Source organism: Acidiphilium multivorum AIU301 (genome assembly GCF_000202835.1).
Classification (GTDB): domain Bacteria; phylum Pseudomonadota; class Alphaproteobacteria; order Acetobacterales; family Acetobacteraceae; genus Acidiphilium; species Acidiphilium multivorum.
In genome coordinates, this window is sequence record NC_015186.1 from 1,983,192 (window position 1) to 1,998,706 (window position 15,515).

The 15,515-nt window shown below is 69.0% G+C and carries 14 protein-coding genes; 6 read left to right on the forward strand and 8 right to left on the reverse strand.

Features of this window, described 5'->3' with window-relative positions:
- Positions 1-88 precede the first annotated feature (88 nt).
- The 4 genes from gltA to ACMV_RS08890 all read left to right on the forward strand — a co-directional run bounded on the left by gltA (position 89) and on the right by ACMV_RS08890 (position 3,762).
- Complete coding sequence (gltA, locus tag ACMV_RS08875) at positions 89-1,408, forward strand: citrate synthase (protein ID WP_007422930.1); 1,320 nt, start codon at positions 89-91, stop codon at positions 1,406-1,408.
- A gap of 102 nt (positions 1,409-1,510) precedes the next feature.
- Positions 1,511-1,858, forward strand: coding sequence for an ArsR/SmtB family transcription factor (locus tag ACMV_RS08880; RefSeq protein WP_007422929.1), 348 nt, complete (start codon positions 1,511-1,513; stop codon positions 1,856-1,858).
- Between the two features lie 30 nt (positions 1,859-1,888).
- On the forward strand, positions 1,889-2,956 hold the full coding sequence (locus ACMV_RS08885) for an alkene reductase (RefSeq protein ID WP_011942449.1): 1,068 nt from the start codon (positions 1,889-1,891) through the stop codon (positions 2,954-2,956).
- Between the two features lie 41 nt (positions 2,957-2,997).
- Complete coding sequence (locus tag ACMV_RS08890; protein ID WP_013640177.1) at positions 2,998-3,762, forward strand: SDR family NAD(P)-dependent oxidoreductase; 765 nt, start codon at positions 2,998-3,000, stop codon at positions 3,760-3,762.
- A 119-nt stretch (positions 3,763-3,881) separates the two neighbouring features.
- Here the strand turns inward: ACMV_RS08890 and ACMV_RS08895 are convergent, their stop codons facing one another.
- On the reverse strand, positions 3,882-4,622 hold the full coding sequence (locus ACMV_RS08895; protein ID WP_035187366.1) for a PEP-CTERM sorting domain-containing protein: 741 nt from the start codon (positions 4,620-4,622) through the stop codon (positions 3,882-3,884).
- A 414-nt stretch (positions 4,623-5,036) separates the two neighbouring features.
- Here ACMV_RS08895 and ACMV_RS08900 point away from each other — a divergent pair, with 414 nt between their 5' ends.
- On the forward strand, positions 5,037-5,738 hold the full coding sequence (locus ACMV_RS08900) for a hypothetical protein (RefSeq protein WP_007423116.1): 702 nt from the start codon (positions 5,037-5,039) through the stop codon (positions 5,736-5,738).
- A gap of 15 nt (positions 5,739-5,753) precedes the next feature.
- On the opposite strand, the gene ACMV_RS21820 is transcribed toward ACMV_RS08900, so the two are convergent.
- The 6 genes from ACMV_RS21820 to adh form a co-directional block, all read right to left on the reverse strand.
- Positions 5,754-6,428, reverse strand: coding sequence for a helix-turn-helix transcriptional regulator (locus ACMV_RS21820; protein WP_158320267.1), 675 nt, complete (start codon positions 6,426-6,428; stop codon positions 5,754-5,756).
- 414 nt (positions 6,429-6,842) lie between these two features.
- On the reverse strand, positions 6,843-7,283 hold the full coding sequence (locus tag ACMV_RS08910; RefSeq protein WP_011942454.1) for a c-type cytochrome: 441 nt from the start codon (positions 7,281-7,283) through the stop codon (positions 6,843-6,845).
- Between the two features lie 52 nt (positions 7,284-7,335).
- Positions 7,336-8,124 carry a type 2 periplasmic-binding domain-containing protein gene (locus ACMV_RS08915; protein WP_007423112.1) on the reverse strand — a complete coding sequence of 263 codons (789 nt, stop codon included), beginning with the start codon at positions 8,122-8,124 and terminating at the stop codon, positions 7,336-7,338.
- On the reverse strand, positions 8,117-9,829 hold the full coding sequence (locus ACMV_RS08920; protein WP_013640181.1) for a methanol/ethanol family PQQ-dependent dehydrogenase: 1,713 nt from the start codon (positions 9,827-9,829) through the stop codon (positions 8,117-8,119). Before ACMV_RS08920 ends, ACMV_RS08915 begins: the two co-directional genes overlap by 8 nt.
- Positions 9,830-9,891: 62 nt before the next feature.
- Positions 9,892-10,281, reverse strand: a complete 390-nt coding sequence (locus tag ACMV_RS08925) for a DUF779 domain-containing protein (protein ID WP_013640182.1) — start codon at positions 10,279-10,281, stop codon at positions 9,892-9,894.
- A 2-nt stretch (positions 10,282-10,283) separates the two neighbouring features.
- On the reverse strand, positions 10,284-11,816 hold the full coding sequence (adh, locus tag ACMV_RS08930; RefSeq protein WP_007423109.1) for an aldehyde dehydrogenase: 1,533 nt from the start codon (positions 11,814-11,816) through the stop codon (positions 10,284-10,286).
- A gap of 296 nt (positions 11,817-12,112) precedes the next feature.
- Between adh and ACMV_RS08935 the strand changes: the two genes are divergently transcribed.
- Positions 12,113-14,071: a sigma-54-dependent Fis family transcriptional regulator gene (locus tag ACMV_RS08935; RefSeq protein ID WP_013640183.1), complete on the forward strand. Its 1,959-nt coding sequence runs from the start codon at positions 12,113-12,115 to the stop codon at positions 14,069-14,071.
- Positions 14,072-14,087: 16 nt separating this feature from the next.
- Here ACMV_RS08935 and ACMV_RS08940 read toward each other — a convergent pair whose 3' ends face one another.
- Positions 14,088-15,458 (reverse strand): formimidoylglutamate deiminase, encoded by a 1,371-nt coding sequence (locus tag ACMV_RS08940; protein ID WP_013640184.1) that lies wholly within the window; start codon positions 15,456-15,458, stop codon positions 14,088-14,090.
- Between the last annotated feature and the right edge of the window lie 57 nt (positions 15,459-15,515).

The window sequence follows — 15,515 nt, forward strand, 5'->3', positions numbered from 1 at the left end:
CAGAATGGGAACTCAGACCGATTAGTCTCAGCCCCTGACCAGGGCGCGGATCAGGACGGTTCGACCGGACATTAGAGGAATCTTGACCATGAGCAGCACGACCGAAGGCGCGCGCGCGACGCACGCGACGCTCACGATACCCGGCAGCAACAAGACGGCCGAACTCCCGCTCCTGAACGGCACGCTCGGCCCGCAGGTCGCCGATATCCGCAAGCTCCAGGCGCAGACCGGGATCTTCACCTTCGACCCCGGCTATGGCGAGACCGCCTCCTGCGAGAGCAAGATCACCTATATCGACGGCGATGAGGGGGTGCTGCTGTATCGCGGCTACCCGATCGACCAGCTCGCCGAGAAATCGACCTTTCTCGAGGTCGCGCACCTGTTGCTCTACGGCGAGCTGCCGACGGCCGCGGAGTTCGAGTCGTTCAACCGCGGCGTGACCATGCACACGATGCTGCACGAGCAGGTGCGCCGCTTCTTCGACGGGTTCCGGCGCGACGCCCACCCGATGGCGGTGCTGTGCGGCGTGGTCGGCGCGCTCTCGGCCTTCTATCCGGAAAGCGTGAACGTGAACGACGCGCGGGAGCGCGAGATCAGCGCGTTTCGGCTGATCGCCAAGATCCCGACCATCACCGCCTGGGCCCACAAATACTCCACCGGCCAGCCCTTCATGTATCCGCGCAACGATCTCTCCTATGCGGAGAACTTCCTCTACATGATCAACGCGGTGCCGCCGGAGCCGTACCGGAAGAACCCGATCCTGGAGCGGGCGATGGACCGCATCCTGATCCTGCACGCCGATCACGAGCAGAACGCCTCGACCTCGACCGTGCGGCTCGCCGGCTCGACCGGGGCCAACCCCTTCGCCTGCATCGCCGCCGGCATCGCCGCGCTCTGGGGGCCGGCGCATGGCGGCGCCAACGAGGCGGTGCTGAAGATGCTCGGCGAGATCGGGCACAAGGACAACATCCCGGCCTTCATCGCCGAGGTGAAGGACAAGAACAGCCACACCAAGCTGATGGGCTTCGGCCACCGGGTGTACAAGAACTTCGACCCGCGCGCGAAGATCATGCAGCAGACCTGCCACGAGGTGCTGGGCGAGCTCGGCATCAAGCACGAGCCGCTGCTGGAACTGGCGATGGAGCTTGAAAAGATCGCGCTGGACGACGATTATTTCGTCTCGCGCAAGCTGTATCCGAACGTCGATTTCTATTCGGGCATCATCCTCAAGGCGATGGGCTTCCCGACCACGATGTTCACCCCGCTCTTCGCCCTGGCGCGCACCACCGGCTGGATCAGCCAGTGGATGGAAATGATCGCCGACCCGTCGCAGCGGATCGGCCGGCCGCGCCAGCTCTATACCGGGGCGCCGCGGCGCGACTACGTCTCGATCGACCAGCGGGGCTGATGCCCGCGATGCGCGCCGGGCTGCCGGCGCGCATCCCTGCCCTGCGCAAGTTCGCAAATCCCCGATCTTCATATCGGGTGAACCCGATCCATCTATCGTCGCATGACGATCGATGCCGATCATGACCACGCACCGGATCTGGACGAGGGGCTGAAGGCCCTGGTGCATCCGGTGCGGCGCGCGATTCTCGCCAAGCTCGCCGAACCCGAACGGCATTTCGCCGGGCAGGAGCACCCGCTCTCCTTCGGCGTGTGCGCGGGGGCGATCGAGCGGAGCTGCCCGCTGTCGCAATCGAGCATCTCGGCCCATCTCGCCGCCCTTCACGCGGCGGGGCTGGTCGAGACCAGGCGGGTCGGAACCTTCGTGTTCTACCGGCGCAATGACGGCGCGATCGACGCGCTGATCAGGGGACTCGCGAAATCCCTCGATCGGCCCGAACCCACTCCCTGAATTCGCAGCATCAACCGGAAAGGCTGATCAATGTCGAAACTGTTCGAACCCCTGCGGGCCGGCGCCTTCACCCTGCGCAACCGCATCGTCATGGCGCCGCTGACCCGCGCGCGGGCCGGCGAGGCGCGCCTGCCCAACGCGCTGATGGCGCAGTATTACGCCCAGCGCGCCGGCGCGGGCATGATCCTCTCCGAGGCGACCTCGGTGACGCCGATGGGCGTCGGCTATGCCGCGACGCCGGGCCTGTGGTCCGAGGAGCAGGTGGCGGGCTGGCGCATCGTCACCGAGGCGGTGCATCGCGAGGGCGGCATCATCCTCGCCCAGCTCTGGCATGTCGGGCGGATTTCCGACCCGATCTTCCTCAACGGCGAACTGCCGGTGGCGCCGAGCGCGATCGCGGCCGGCGGGCATGTGAGCCTGGTGCGGCCGGAGCGGCCCTTCGTGACGCCGCGCGCGCTGGAGACCGAGGAGATTCCGGGCGTGATCGAGGCCTACCGGGCCGCGGCGCGGAACGCCAAGGCGGCCGGGTTCGACGGCGTCGAGATCCATGGCGCGAACGGCTACCTGCTCGACCAGTTCCTGCAGGATTCGACCAACAAGCGGACCGACCAGTATGGCGGTTCGATCGCGAACCGCGCGCGGCTGCTGCTGGAGGTGACGGACGCGGCCATCGGCGTCTGGGGTGCCGACCGGGTGGGCGTGCATCTCGCCCCGCGCGGCGATGCGCACACGATGGGCGATTCCGACAAGCTGGCGCTGTTCACCCATGTCGCCACCGAACTCGGCAAGCGGAAGATCGCCTTCATCGCGGCGCGCGAGCACAAGGCGGCGGACTGGATCGGGCCGCAGCTGAAGGCGGCGTTCGGCGGCGTGTATATCGCCAACGAGAAGTTCACCCGCGAGACCGCCGAGGCGGCGATCGAGGCGGGCGAGGTGGACGCGGTGGCGTTCGGGCAGCTCTATATCGCGAACCCGGACCTGGTGGAGCGGTTCCGCGACGGGCTGGCGCTGAACCCGCCCGACATGTCGACCTTCTACCAGGGCGGCGCCGAGGGCTATACCGACTATCCGACGGCCGCGAAGCAGAAGGCGGCCTGAACCGGCGGGCCGGGGCGCGTTTGCCCCGGCCCTGCCACAACATGAAGGGCGAGGAGCGGGCGATGCGGTTTGCGGGCAGGAAGGTCGTGGTGATGGGCGGCAGCCGGGGAATCGGCCTCGCCATCGCGATGGGGTTTGCCGCCGAGGGGGCCGCGGTCGCGATCTGCGCGCGCGGCGCCGAAGCGCTGGAGGTGGCGCGGCGCGAGATCGCCGGGCATGGCGGGCGCGTGTTCGCCGCCCCCTGCGACCTTGCCGAGGCGAAACAGATCGCCCGTTTCGTACCGGAGGCGGCCGCTTCGCTGGGCGGCATCGACATTCTCGTGAACAATGCCTCGGGCTTCGGGATGACCGATGACGAGGCGGGATGGGCCGCCTCGATCGGGGTGGACGTGATGGCGGTGGTGCGGGCGAGCCATGCCGCCCTGCCCTTCCTGGAGGCCGCCGAGGGGGCCGCGATCGTCAACATCGCCTCGATTTCCGGCCTGCGCGCCTCGACCCGCAGCCTGCCCTACGCGGCGGTGAAGGCCGCGGTGATCAACTACACGATGTCGCAGGCGGCGACGCTGGCGCCGAAGCGGATCCGGGTGAATGCGATCTCGCCCGGCTCGATCGCGTTTCCCGGCGGGCTGTGGGAGCAGCGCAAGGAGACCAATCCGAAACTCTACGAGGCGACCCTCGCCTCGATTCCGTTCGGGCGGTTCGGCACCGCGGAGGAAATCGCCGAGGTGGCGATGTTCCTCGGCTCGCCGGCGGCGCGCTGGGTGACGGGGCAGAACATCGTCGTCGATGGCGGGCAGATGCTCTGATCCGATCCGGGGGACCGGACCGGACAGAGCGTCTCGCGCCGGGCGGGATGCGGGTCGGACAGGAGCCTCGCGCCGCCCGGAGGCGCCGCGAGGCATGACGCGGTCGTGCGGCGGGCGGTTCAGCCGCGGCGGCGACGGCGGCGCGCCACCAGGCCGATGCCGAGCAGGCCGGTGCCGAGAAGGGCGAGCGAGCCGGGTTCCGGCACGGCGGTGATCGTGACGCCCTGGGTGTTCAAGGCGAGCGTCAGGCCTGCCTGGACGGTATGCCGGTCGGCATAGAAGAGGGTGAGCGTATGCATACCGGCTCCCAGCATGGCCGATGAGTAATTCAGCGGAGACAGCGCCTGGATGCCGCCGATATCGGCGACGAGCTTGTTGTCGATGAACAGGTAGGCATCGTCATCGGCCGCCATGGTGAAGCTGAGCTTCTCGGCGCTGGCGATCGTGAACGTCCCACGGAAGATCGCGGTCAGGAAGTGCGTCGAATCATTGAGGCCGGTGCCGTTCGGCGGGAAGTAATTGGAAGGGTTATTGATCGGCAACGTGACGGTTCCGGTGCCGGTCTCGTACTGGCTCTGCCACCATTGCAGTTCGCCGGCGCCATTCACGTTCTGGTAGTTGGCGTTGTTGACCGGCAGACCGTCAGGGCCAAGGGTGGACTTGACGTCGTTCGGTATGGCCTTGATGGGGTCATTGCCAAAATCGGCGATACCGTTCGGCACTGAATAATAGGTCGCGCTGAGCTGGCTGATCGGGTTCGCGATCGCGCCGGCCTGGGCGGCGGTGGCGGTGGCGATCAGGCCGGCCAGGGCGATCGCGGCGGTTCGCACCGCTGGGAAAAGCCGGGACTTCAAATTCATGACGATAGCCCTCTCTCGGAATTGCATGCTAGCTCTCTGCAAAGGCATATGCAAAAACGATGCCAGAAAATATTATCATTATTTTTCAATTATTTATCAGCGAACCGTCGGCATAAACCGGCTGGTGTGTAAAATTTTCCGACACGCAGATTTCACGCGTTCGTGAGCGTCTTGCGCGGTTTCCGGTTCATCCCCTGGTCCATCCGGCGCGGTCCGTCGCCGCCGCGTCGCGGATGCGGGCGGCGGAAGCCATGCCCGTCAGGCAGTTGGCCGCCGGACATCATGTGACGCCGCAACATCCTGCACGCAATGCGGGTGGCGGCGGCGATGTCACGAAGTTTTTGGTTGTTCCCGAGGTAAATCCAGTGTTAAATTTCGGCAATGGCCTCGGAAATCATACACTCCGGTGACCGCGTGAGCATTGGCGATCCGACGATCCTGTCATGGCGGGCGCTGGGACAGCTGGTTGTCGTGCAGGTGGGCCGCAAGCTGCGGAATTCGCCGGATTCGCTGGGCATTCCGGCGGCATCCGCCATCGTTCTCGCGACACTCTGGGCGCTGGCCGAGCTGACCGGCATGACCGGCAACACGATCGACCTCAGCATCCCCCCGGTCGCGGTGACGATGCAGTCGAGCGGGATCGGCAAGGCGTTCTGCCAGGCGCCGGCCGCGGGGCCGGGTGCCGCGGGGCAGTGGACGGCGCCGATCTATGCCTGCGGGACCGGCGGGATCACGGGGCCATCCGGGCCGCTCAGCGTCGCCCCGGACACCGACGGGCGGATGATCCTTGAGACCAGCATGGGGGTCGCGTCGATCTACGCGGTGATGATGGCGAACACGGACAGTTCCGGCGCCATCGGCGCGAGCGGCGCCGAGTTCCGCGACGGCTACGCGTTCAGCCCCGCCTTCGTGACGGCGAGCGGCCTGTCGATCACCGCGCTGTCGCGCCAGTGCGAGGCCGGATTTTCGCCGGCGCCGCCGACCATCGCCAACCGGACGCCCTATGGGGCGGGCCAGGCCAGCTACGCGCCCGGCACGCCCTCGGTGACCGCGAGCGGCGGCTTCGTCTGCGGCGGGACCAGGATCGTCGAGGGCGATCTCGACCTGCCCGACTGAACCGGACGCGCGGCCTCAGCCCGCATCCGGCGCGAAGGCGCGCAGCAGCGCCGACTGCGCCTTGTAGACCGCCTGGGTGCGGTTGGTGGCGCCGATCTTGCGCATGATGTTCTTGATGTGGACCTTCACCGTGCTTTCGCTGACGCCCAGCTCGTAGGCGATGATCTTGTTCGCCTTGCCCTGGCGCAGATGGGCGAAGACGAGCTTCTGGCGCGGTGTCAGGAAATCGTCGCCCGGCGCGAAGCCGGAGGGGGGCGGCGGACGGTCGTCGAGCAGGAGATCGACCGGGGCGAACCGGCCGCCCGCCTGGACGAAGCGGATGGCGGCGACGGCGAGCGGGATGCCGACCATGCGGGTCGGGACGAAGCCCTGCGCGCCTTCCTGGAACAGGAGGCGGACGAAGCCGGTGTCGGGCGTCTCGGCGGCATCGTGCAGGACGACGATCGGCAGGCCGGGAAAGGCCTCGCGCAGGGCGGCGATGTCGGCGAGGACGGCCTTCGCCGCCGGCCCGTCCTCATGCGCGTGGCAGAGCAGGAGATCGAACCCCTCGCCGGCCGCATCGATGCAGTCCTCGGCGGTGACGAAGCTGCGGACCGCGAAATCGGCGCCCTGGGCGACGAGGGCACTGGCAAGGCATTCGCGCGTCAGCCGCGAGGAATCGACGAGGCCGATCCGGGTGCGCCCCGGCACCGCCGCCTCGACCGCGGCGGCGCGGACGGGCGATGAATAAGGGAGGCGATGAATAAGGGAGGCGCGGACGCTCCAGCGATCGCGCCAGAAAGGGCACGAACGGCGTCGCGACCGACCCTTTTTCGGTATTATTCTGCTGCATTTCGAGTCTTCCCGGAAATATTGCAAAATGACGAATGTCGGCGGTTCATTTCCGCCATCTATTCGGACAATAAATAAATCGGAAATGATATTGCCGGGATTAAGAATTGTAATACAAGGTGACCGTCCGGGAGACCGGTGCATGTAAGTCTCGAAATATCGAAATAACGCGACGGACTGTAACGTTGTATGGGATTTGTCGTTATTTTCGAGAAATGAAGGGATGCCGCGCCGACGGCCGGCGCGGGGCCGGCCGCCGGCTTGCGGCCCGAGTCATTTCACCTGGGAGACCAGCTTCGCGGTCGAGGACTGGGCGGCGGAATAGGTCAGCGCCGTCTTGCCGGCGGGGTAGCCGTTCTTGCTCAGGATGAAGGCCATGATGTCGGCATAGTCCTTGTGCGGCAGGCTGCCGGGGGCGCCGGCCGGCATCTGCTGCGACAGCTCGTCGAAGATCGCGGCGACGGTGTAGTTGTTCGAGGCGCTGGCGAAGCCCTGGCCGACCAGGGCGGGGCCGCTGATGCCCTGCAGGTTCTTGCCGTGGCACATCGAGCAATGGGTCTCGAAGGCCTCGTGCCCGGCCTTGGCCTGGGCCTTGGTGTAGAGGGCGGGAAGCGGGGCGGCGGCGGCGATCGCGGTGCAGAAACCCGCCGCGGCGAGACCGGCGAGCAGGCGCGCATCCGGGCGGCGCAGGGTGCGGGAGAGGCGTCGGAGCATCAGGGGTATCCTTTCAGCGGGTGAACCGGCGGGCGAGCCTGCCCGCCGCGAGTCACGGGGTATGGTAGGGGGCGACGAGACGGGCAAGGGTTCCGTCCTTCGCGAGATGGGCGAGCGCCGCATCGAAGCGGCGGGCCGCGGCGCGGCCGGATGCGGTCGGCGCGTAGAGGGCGACGACCGACCAGTTGGCGTGCGGCTGGCGGAGCGGGCGCTGGTGGAGGTGCATTCCGTCCCGCGCCAGGGCCTGTTCGAGCAGCGGCTGCCAGAGCAGGGCATAGGCGATCTCGTGCCGCTTGAGGGCGGCGAGCACGTGCGCGGGCGTGGAATACTGGTGCTCGGCGAGGCGCGCGCCGGGACCCGCGCCGAAATAGGTCGTCGGCACGGTGAGATAGACGACGCCGACCTGCGTGCCCGGGGCGAGGCGCGAGAAGGCGGGCGGCGGCGCTTCGCCGGCGATGACGAAGCCGGTCTTCACATAGGGATGCGTCGCGGCGACGCCGGGCGGCAGCGCCGGATCGCCGGTCTCGACCGGGAAGCCCATCACGAGGTCGCAGCGCTGGCGGGCAAGCATGCTGAAGAAGCGCGGCTTCTTCGCATTCAGCGCGTCGGTGCCGTCACGCGTGTCGATGCTGACGATGCGCGGGGCGACGCCGTCGAGCCGGCCGATGGCGGCGGTGAGCGCGCGATCGACACGCTGCATCGGATTGGCGCGGTCGATGCAGACCGTGGGGCCGGCGGCGCGGGCGGAGGCGATGCCGCACGCCGCCAGCACGATGCCGGCCAGCGCGGCGCGGAGAAGCCCCGGCCGCCGAAGCGGCCGGGGGTGCCTGCGCTCAGCCATTGAGCGCGAAGACATGGAGCTGGCCGCCGCGCGGCGCCTTGGCGAGCGAGGCGCCGAGCTTGCCCGACCACAGCGGCCACACGCCGCCCCAGCCCGACCAGACCGCGACATACTGCTTGCCGTCGATCTCGTAGGACATCGGGTTGGCGATGATGCCGGAGCCGAGATAGGGGCTCTTCCACAGGATCTTTCCGGTCTTGGCGTCGAAGGCGTAGAGATGGCCGTCCGCCGTGCCGGAGAAGACGAGGCCGCCGGAGGTCGCCATCGCGCCGCCGTCCCACGGCTCCTTCGTGCGGTGCTGCCAGACCTGCTTGCCGGTGGACAGATCGATCGCCTGGATCGAGCCCATGTGGTGCGGCGAGGCGGGGTCGGGCTTCATCTCGAAGGTTTCGCCGAGATAGGGCAGGCCCGCGGCGTAGCTGACCGGAACGCCCTTCATCGTCATGCAGGCGTGCAGCGTCGGCACATAGGCCATGTTGGTCGCGGGATCGACCGCGCCGGGCCACCAGTTCTTGCCGCCGAGGAAGCTCGGGCAGGTGAAGATCTGCTTGTCGAGCGCGGGGCGCAGCTTCATGTTGTTGACGGCCTGGCCGTCCTTGATCCCGGTGATCGAGGTGTCGTGCACGAAGGGCACGGCGTAGATCAGCTTCCCGGTCTCGCGGTTGATCGCGTAGAAATAGCCGTTGCGGTTGGCCTCGACCAGGGCGTGGTAGGGCTTGCCCTTGTAGGTGATGTCGGCGAGCTGGGCGGTGTTCACGCCGTCATAGTCCCAGGTGTCGTTGCGGGTGTACTGGTAGTGCCACTTGATGGCGCCGGTATTGGGATCGATCGCGATGACGCTGTCCGAATACAGGTTGTTGCCCGGGCGCATCGAGGCGAGCCACGGGCCCGGATTGCCCACACCCCAGAAGAGCTGCTTGGTCTTCGGATCGTAGGTGCCGGTCATCCACGGGCTGCCGCCGCCGTGCTTGTAGGCGCCGGCCGGCCAGGTCTTGCCGCCAGGCTCGCTCGGCGAGGGAATCGTGTAGGTCTTCCAGAGCAGCTTGCCGGTCTGCGCGTCGAGCCCGACGATGAAGCCGCGGGCGCCGTATTCGCCGCCGCCGGAGCCGATGATCACCTTGCCGTCGACGATCATCGGGGCCTCGGAGATCGAGTAGCCGATGCCCGGCTTCTCGAGCGCGACGTTCCACAGCACCTTGCCGGTTGTCGCATCTAAGGCGAGGACGTGATTGTCCAGCGTGCCCATGAACACTTCGTTGCCGTAGACGGCGACGCCGCGGTTGTTCACGTCGCAGCAGACCGTCTTCAGCGCGGTCTTCGGCAGGTCGTAGTCGTATTCCCAGAGTTTCTTGCCGGTCTTCGCGTTGAAGGCGATGAGATGGTCGAGCGGAGTGGTGGCGAACATGTAGTCGCCATTGACGATCGGCGTGCCTTCGAAGCCGTTGGGGATGTCGATTTTCGCAGACGACCACGCGGGTTTCAGCGAGGCGACGTTCTTCGTGTTGATCTGCGCAAACGGCGCGTAATCGTCGCCGGCGTAGCTGCGGTTGAACATCAGCCAGCCCTTCGAGGCGGCGGCGTTGTCGAGCCGGGCCTGGGTAACGCTCGGGTAGGCGGGCTGGGCCGAGGCGGCGCCGGCGGCGAGCAGCGTGCCGGCGAGGGCGCCGATCAGCGCGGTTCCGGTTCTGGCAAATCTGGACTTCATGAAGATCTCCCTAAGAGGTTTCTGGTGTTGTCAGGATCAAAGAGCGGCGGTTTGTTGCGCCGTCAGGTTAGGGGAGCCCGGGCGGCGGCGAGCATCGCGGCTTCCTCTCCGGAGAACAGCCGCGAGCGCACATGAAAGCGCAGCCCGGTGCCGTTGTCGAGCGAGAACATGCCGCCGATCCCCTCGACGACGTCGATGACGAGCTGGGTGTGACGCCAGTACTCGAACTGCGACGCGCTGATGTGGAACGGCGCGCCGCCGATGGCACCGAGGCAGATATCGTCAGGGGAAACGACGAAATCCGCCTGCGGGTAGCACATCGGCGCCGAACCGTCGCAGCAGCCGCCCGACTGGTGGAACAGGACCGGGCCGTGACGCGCCGTCAGCTCGGCGATCAGCGCGAGGGCCGATGGCGTCGCGGTCACGCGCGGGGGATGATCCGGTCCCGTCATGGTCAGAAGAAGCCGAGCTTCTTCGGGTCGTAACTGACCAGCATGTTCTTGGTCTGCTGGTAGTGGTCGAGCATCATCCGGTGCGTCTCGCGGCCGATGCCGGACTGCTTGTAGCCGCCGAACGCCGCGTGCGCCGGGTAGAGGTGATAACAGTTGGTCCAGACGCGGCCGGCCTTGATGCCGCGGCCGAAGCGATAGGCGCGGTTGGCATCGCGCGTCCAGACACCGGCGCCGAGGCCGTAGAGCGTGTCGTTGGCGATGGCGAGCGCCTCGGCCTCGTCCTTGAAGGTCGTCACCGAGACGACGGGGCCGAAGATTTCCTCCTGGAAGATCCGCATCCGGTTGTGGCCGCGGAAGATGGTGGGCTGGACGTAGAACCCGTCCGCGAGCTCGCCGCCGAGCGCGGCGCGGCCGCCGCCGGTGAGCACTTCCGCTCCTTCCTGGCGGCCGATGTCGAGATAGGAGAGGATCTTCTCGACCTGCTCGCTGGAGGCCTGGGCGCCGACCATCGTCGCCGCATCCAGCGGGCTGCCCTGGCGGATCGCCTGCACGCGGGGGACGGCGCGCTCCATGAAGCGGTCGTAGAGGCTTTCATGGATCAGCGCGCGCGACGGGCAGGTGCAGACCTCGCCCTGATTGAGCGCGAACATCGCGAAGCCTTCCAGCGCCTTGTCGAGGAAGTCGTCATCCTCGGCGGCGACGTCGGCGAAGAAGATGTTGGGCGACTTGCCGCCGAGCTCCAGCGTGACCGGGATCAGGTTGTGGCTGGCATATTGCATGATCAGCCGGCCGGTCGTGGTCTCGCCGGTGAAGGCGATCTTGGCGATGCGGCTGGAGGAGGCGAGCGGCTTGCCGGCCTCGAGGCCGAAACCGTTGACGATGTTGAGCACGCCGGGCGGCAGCAGGTCGGCGATCAGCTCGGCGAGGACGAGGATGCTGACCGGGGTCTGCTCGGCCGGCTTGAGGACGACGCAGTTGCCCGCCGCCAGCGCCGGGGCGAGCTTCCAGGCCGCCATCAGGATCGGGAAGTTCCAGGGGATGATCTGGCCGACGACGCCGAGCGGCTCGTGGAAGTGGTAGGCCACGGTGTTGTGGTCGATTTCCGAGAGCGTGCCTTCCTGGGCGCGGATGCAGCTCGCGAAATAGCGGAAATGGTCGATGGCGAGCGGAATGTCGGCCGCGGTGGTCTCGCGGATCGGCTTGCCGTTGTCGACCGTCTCGACATAGGCGAGGAGGGCAAGGTTTTCCTCCATCCGGTCGGCGATGCGGTTGAGCATCAGGGCGCGCTCGGCCGGGGCGGTGCGGCCCCAGGACTCGGCGGCGGCGTGGGCGGCGTCGAGCGCGTGCTCGATATCGACCTCGCTCGACCGGGCGACCTCGGTGAAGGCGTGGCCGGTCACCGGGGTGACGTTGGCGAAGTAGCGGCCCTCGGCCGGGGCGACGAAGCGGCCGCCGATGAAATTGTCGTAGCGGGGCTTGAAGGTGAATCCGCCGGGTGCGGTTCCGGGCGAGGGGCGAATGGCGCCGTCGGGCATTGGTCTTCCTCCGTCCTGCGGCCCGACGTTCCGGGCCGCGCTGGTTGCTTCGCCAGGGAGGACTGCAAGCGCCGTGCCAAGGCCGGGACGCGGCCGAATCCGCCCGCCGGCGTGCCGGGCGCGCCGGGCGCGGGACAGGCGGGACGTCCCGATCGGGGACACTGTCCCAAAACGGGACGTTTCGTATTGTTCCGTTGCATGGCGGGACGACGGGGCATAGTGTCAGGCAAACATGACGACGGCCGCCAGCAGGAGCGCGCCGCGACGATCGAGGAAACGCAGGACGGACTACGCCCATGGACCATCTTTCCACACATCACGACGACAGGTCCGCGCGGTTGCGGGCCGGCAAGGAGCGGCTCTCCGCCGGGCTGCCAGGGGCGGCGCCGAGCCCGCTGCTCGCGCGGTCGTGGCAGCGCTGCGTCAGCGCCGGGCTCGCGCCCGACCGCGCGGCGGGAGAGGCCCCGCATCTCTGCGGCGCCGAGCTGCGCGCGGCACAGGAGCGGGTTTCCGACCTCGCGCTGCGGGCGCGGCCGATCATCGAATATCTCTACGGGCAGATCCGCGATTCCGGCTGCATCGTGCTGCTGTCGGACTGCAACGGCTTCCTGCTCGACGCGGTGGGCGATCCCGGCTTCAGCGGGCGGGCGGCGCGGGTGGCGCTGCAGCCGGGGGCGAGCTGGGCGGAGACGGACCGCGGGACCAACGCCGTCGGCACCGCGCTGATCGAGGCGGCGCCGGTCGTCGTCCACGGCGCGGAGCATTTCCTGGAGCGGAACAATTTCCTCGCCTGCGCCGCCGCCCCCCTCACCGCCTCGACCGGCGAGCTGCTCGGCGTGATCGACATTTCCTGCGACCAGCGGGTGTATCATCCGCACACGTTCGGCCTGGTGCGGGCGGCGGCGCAGATGATCGAGAACCGGATGTTCGAGATGTCACATCTGCGTGACGTGAAGCTGCGCTTCCATGCCTCGCGCCAGGGGGTGGGGACGCTGGCCGAGGGGGTGGTGGCGTTCGGGGCGGACGGCACGCTGCGCGGGGCGAACGGGGCGGCGATGCAGATGCTCGGCCTGCGGCGCGAGGATCTCGGCCAGGTGTCGGCGGTGGAGGTGTTCGAGGAGACGGTGGAGGCGCTGCTGGCGCGCGAGCGGCGCGGCGGCGGCGAGCCGCTGGAGCTGCGGCCGCCGGGCGGCGGGCGGGTGTTCCTGCGCGTCGACATGCCGCGGGCGGCGCGGCCGGCGCGGCCGAGGACGATCTGGCCGACCGACGCGCTGGCGGCGCTGGAGACCGGCGATCCGCTGGTGGCGCGGGCGATCGGCCAGGTGCGGCGGGCGCTGGGGCGGGCGATCCCGATCCTGATCCATGGCGAGACCGGGGTGGGCAAGGACGTGATGGCGCGGGCGATCCACGCCGCGGGGCCGCGGCGGGGCGGGCCGTTCGTCGCCGTCAACTGCGCGGCGCTGCCGGAGACGATGATCGAGGCGGAGCTGTTCGGCTACGCGCCCGGCGCCTTTACCGGGGCGCGGCGCGAGGGCGCGCCGGGGCGCATCCGCGAGGCGGCGGACGGCGTGCTGTTCCTCGACGAGATCGGCGACATGCCGCTGGCGATGCAGACCCGGCTGCTGCGGGTGCTGGAGGAGCGGGTGGTGACCCCGCTCGGCGGGCGGCCGGCGCCGGTGGATTTCGCGCTGATCTGCGCGACCAACTGCGACCTGCGCCGGGCGGTGGCCGAGGGGCGGTTCCGCGCCGACCTGTTCTACCGGATCAACGGGCTCGGCGTCGCCCTGCCGCCGCTGCGCCGGCGCACCGACCTCGATGCGCTGGTCGAGCGCATCCTGCGGCTCGATGCGGCGGGGGAGACGGTGCGTGGCGTCGCCCCCGGGCTGATGGCGGCGTTCCGGGCGCATGACTGGCCGGGCAATATCCGCCAGCTCGCCAATGTGCTGCGGATCGGCCAGTCGATGTGCGAGGCGGACGAGACGGAGATCGGCTGGGAGCACCTGCCGGACGATATCGCCGAGGAACTGCGCGGCGGCGCCCGGCCGGCGAAGGCGGACGCGCCGGTGGCGGCGGCGGCGCCAGCGCCAGCCGTGCCGGCGGCCTCGCTGCGGGAGGGGGCGGACCAGCTGATCCTGCAGGCGATCGAGGCGGCGGGCGGCAACATGAGCCGGGCGGCGCGGCGGCTCGGGATCAGCCGCAACACGCTCTATCGCCGGCTGGCGCTGATCCGCGAGGATGGCGGCCAGCCGGGCTGAGATTGTACATACAAGTTCAGAGCGCGTCCTCCAGGCGGCGGAGGGCCGCGGCGAAGCGGGATTCGATGGCGGCGCGGGCATCGTGCCGGCCCTCGCGCACAAGGCAGCGCCCGGCGACGTAGACATGGTCGACCAGCCGCGCGCCGCCGGCGAAGATGTAGTGATCGAGCCGGGTTTCGGCGGAGAGCGCGGCGAGGTCGGTGCCGGCGCGGCGGAGCGAGACGAGATCGGCGCGGCAGCCGAGGGCGATGGCGCCGATGGGCTGGGCCAGGGCCTGCGCGCCGCCGGCGAGGGCCGCGCGGTAGAGGGCGGCGCCGGTCGAGCCGCCGTCGCGCGCCGAGTCGGCGAGGACGAGGCGGCGACGGTCGCGCAGGCGCTGGCTCCATTCGAGCTGGCGCAGCTCGGCGGGGGCCTCGATCGCGACATTCGAATCGGTGCCGACGCCGAAACGCCCGCCGGCATCGATGAAGGCGTTTCCATTGAAGATGCCGTCGCCGAGATCGGCCTCGGTGATCGGGCAGAGGCCGGCGACGGCGCCGGCGCGGGCAAGGCCGGCGGTTTCCTCGGCCGTCATGTGGGTGGCGTGGATCAGGCACCAGCGGGCGTCGACCCCCGCCTCGCGGAGCAGGAATTCGACCGGGCGGGCGCCGAGCGCGGCCTCGACCTCGGCGACCTCGCCGGTCTGCTCGGCGGCGTGGATGTGCAGCGGGCCTTCGGGAAGCAGGCCGGACAGGGCGGCGACATCGGCGGCGCGGGCGGCGCGCAGCGAGTGCGGCGCGGCGCCGAGCACGGCGCCCGGCAGGGCGCGCAGCCGTTCCGCCGTGGCCGCGTGCAGGCGCAGAAACCCGTCGAGATCGGTGATGAAGCGGCGCTGGCCCGGCTCGGGCGGGCGGTTGGGGCCGGCGGCGCTGTAGAGCACCGGCAGCAGGGTGAGGCCGATGCCGGTTTGCGCCGCCGCCTCGATCACCCGCGTGGCGAGCTCGGCGGGATCGGCATAGGGGGCGCCGGCGGAATCGTTGTGCAGGTAATGGAATTCGGCGACCGCGGTGAAGCCGCGCTCGAGCATTTCCATGAAGGCCATGGCGGTGACGGCGGCGATGTCGTCCGGCGGCAGCGCGAGGGCGGTGCGGTACATCACGCCGCGCCAGGACCAGAAATCCTCGGCGGCGGCGCGGCGGCGCTGGGCGAGCGCGGACATCGCCCGCTGGAAGCCGTGGCTGTGCAGGTTGGGCAGGCCGGGCAGCACGCAGCCGGGGACGGTTTCGCGATCGGCCAGCGGGGCATTCGCGGCGAGGCCGGCGATGCGGCCGGACCCGTCGATGTCGAGCGCGACGCCGGATGCCCATCCTTCGGGGAGAAAAGCCTGTTCGAGCCAGAGTCGCCGCATGGTCGGTCCTTTCGGGAATGGGTTGCCATCGTCGTTCGGCTAGTTGTATATACATTT

Coding starts and splice junctions, on each gene's coding strand:
- ACMV_RS08895 (WP_035187366.1), bottom strand. CDS start 4,622: ATGAATTTGAAGTCCCGGCTTTTCCCAGCGGTGCGAACCGCCGCGATC.
- ACMV_RS08885 (WP_011942449.1), top strand. CDS start 1,889: ATGTCGAAACTGTTCGAACCCCTGCGGGCCGGCGCCTTCACCCTGCGC.
- gltA (WP_007422930.1), top strand. CDS start 89: ATGAGCAGCACGACCGAAGGCGCGCGCGCGACGCACGCGACGCTCACG.
- ACMV_RS08890 (WP_013640177.1), top strand. CDS start 2,998: ATGAAGGGCGAGGAGCGGGCGATGCGGTTTGCGGGCAGGAAGGTCGTG.
- ACMV_RS08910 (WP_011942454.1), bottom strand. CDS start 7,283: ATGCTCCGACGCCTCTCCCGCACCCTGCGCCGCCCGGATGCGCGCCTG.
- ACMV_RS08935 (WP_013640183.1), top strand. CDS start 12,113: ATGGACCATCTTTCCACACATCACGACGACAGGTCCGCGCGGTTGCGG.
- ACMV_RS08925 (WP_013640182.1), bottom strand. CDS start 10,281: ATGACGGGACCGGATCATCCCCCGCGCGTGACCGCGACGCCATCGGCC.
- ACMV_RS08915 (WP_007423112.1), bottom strand. CDS start 8,124: ATGGCTGAGCGCAGGCACCCCCGGCCGCTTCGGCGGCCGGGGCTTCTC.
- ACMV_RS08940 (WP_013640184.1), bottom strand. CDS start 15,458: ATGCGGCGACTCTGGCTCGAACAGGCTTTTCTCCCCGAAGGATGGGCA.
- ACMV_RS08880 (WP_007422929.1), top strand. CDS start 1,511: ATGACGATCGATGCCGATCATGACCACGCACCGGATCTGGACGAGGGG.
- adh (WP_007423109.1), bottom strand. CDS start 11,816: ATGCCCGACGGCGCCATTCGCCCCTCGCCCGGAACCGCACCCGGCGGA.
- ACMV_RS08920 (WP_013640181.1), bottom strand. CDS start 9,829: ATGAAGTCCAGATTTGCCAGAACCGGAACCGCGCTGATCGGCGCCCTC.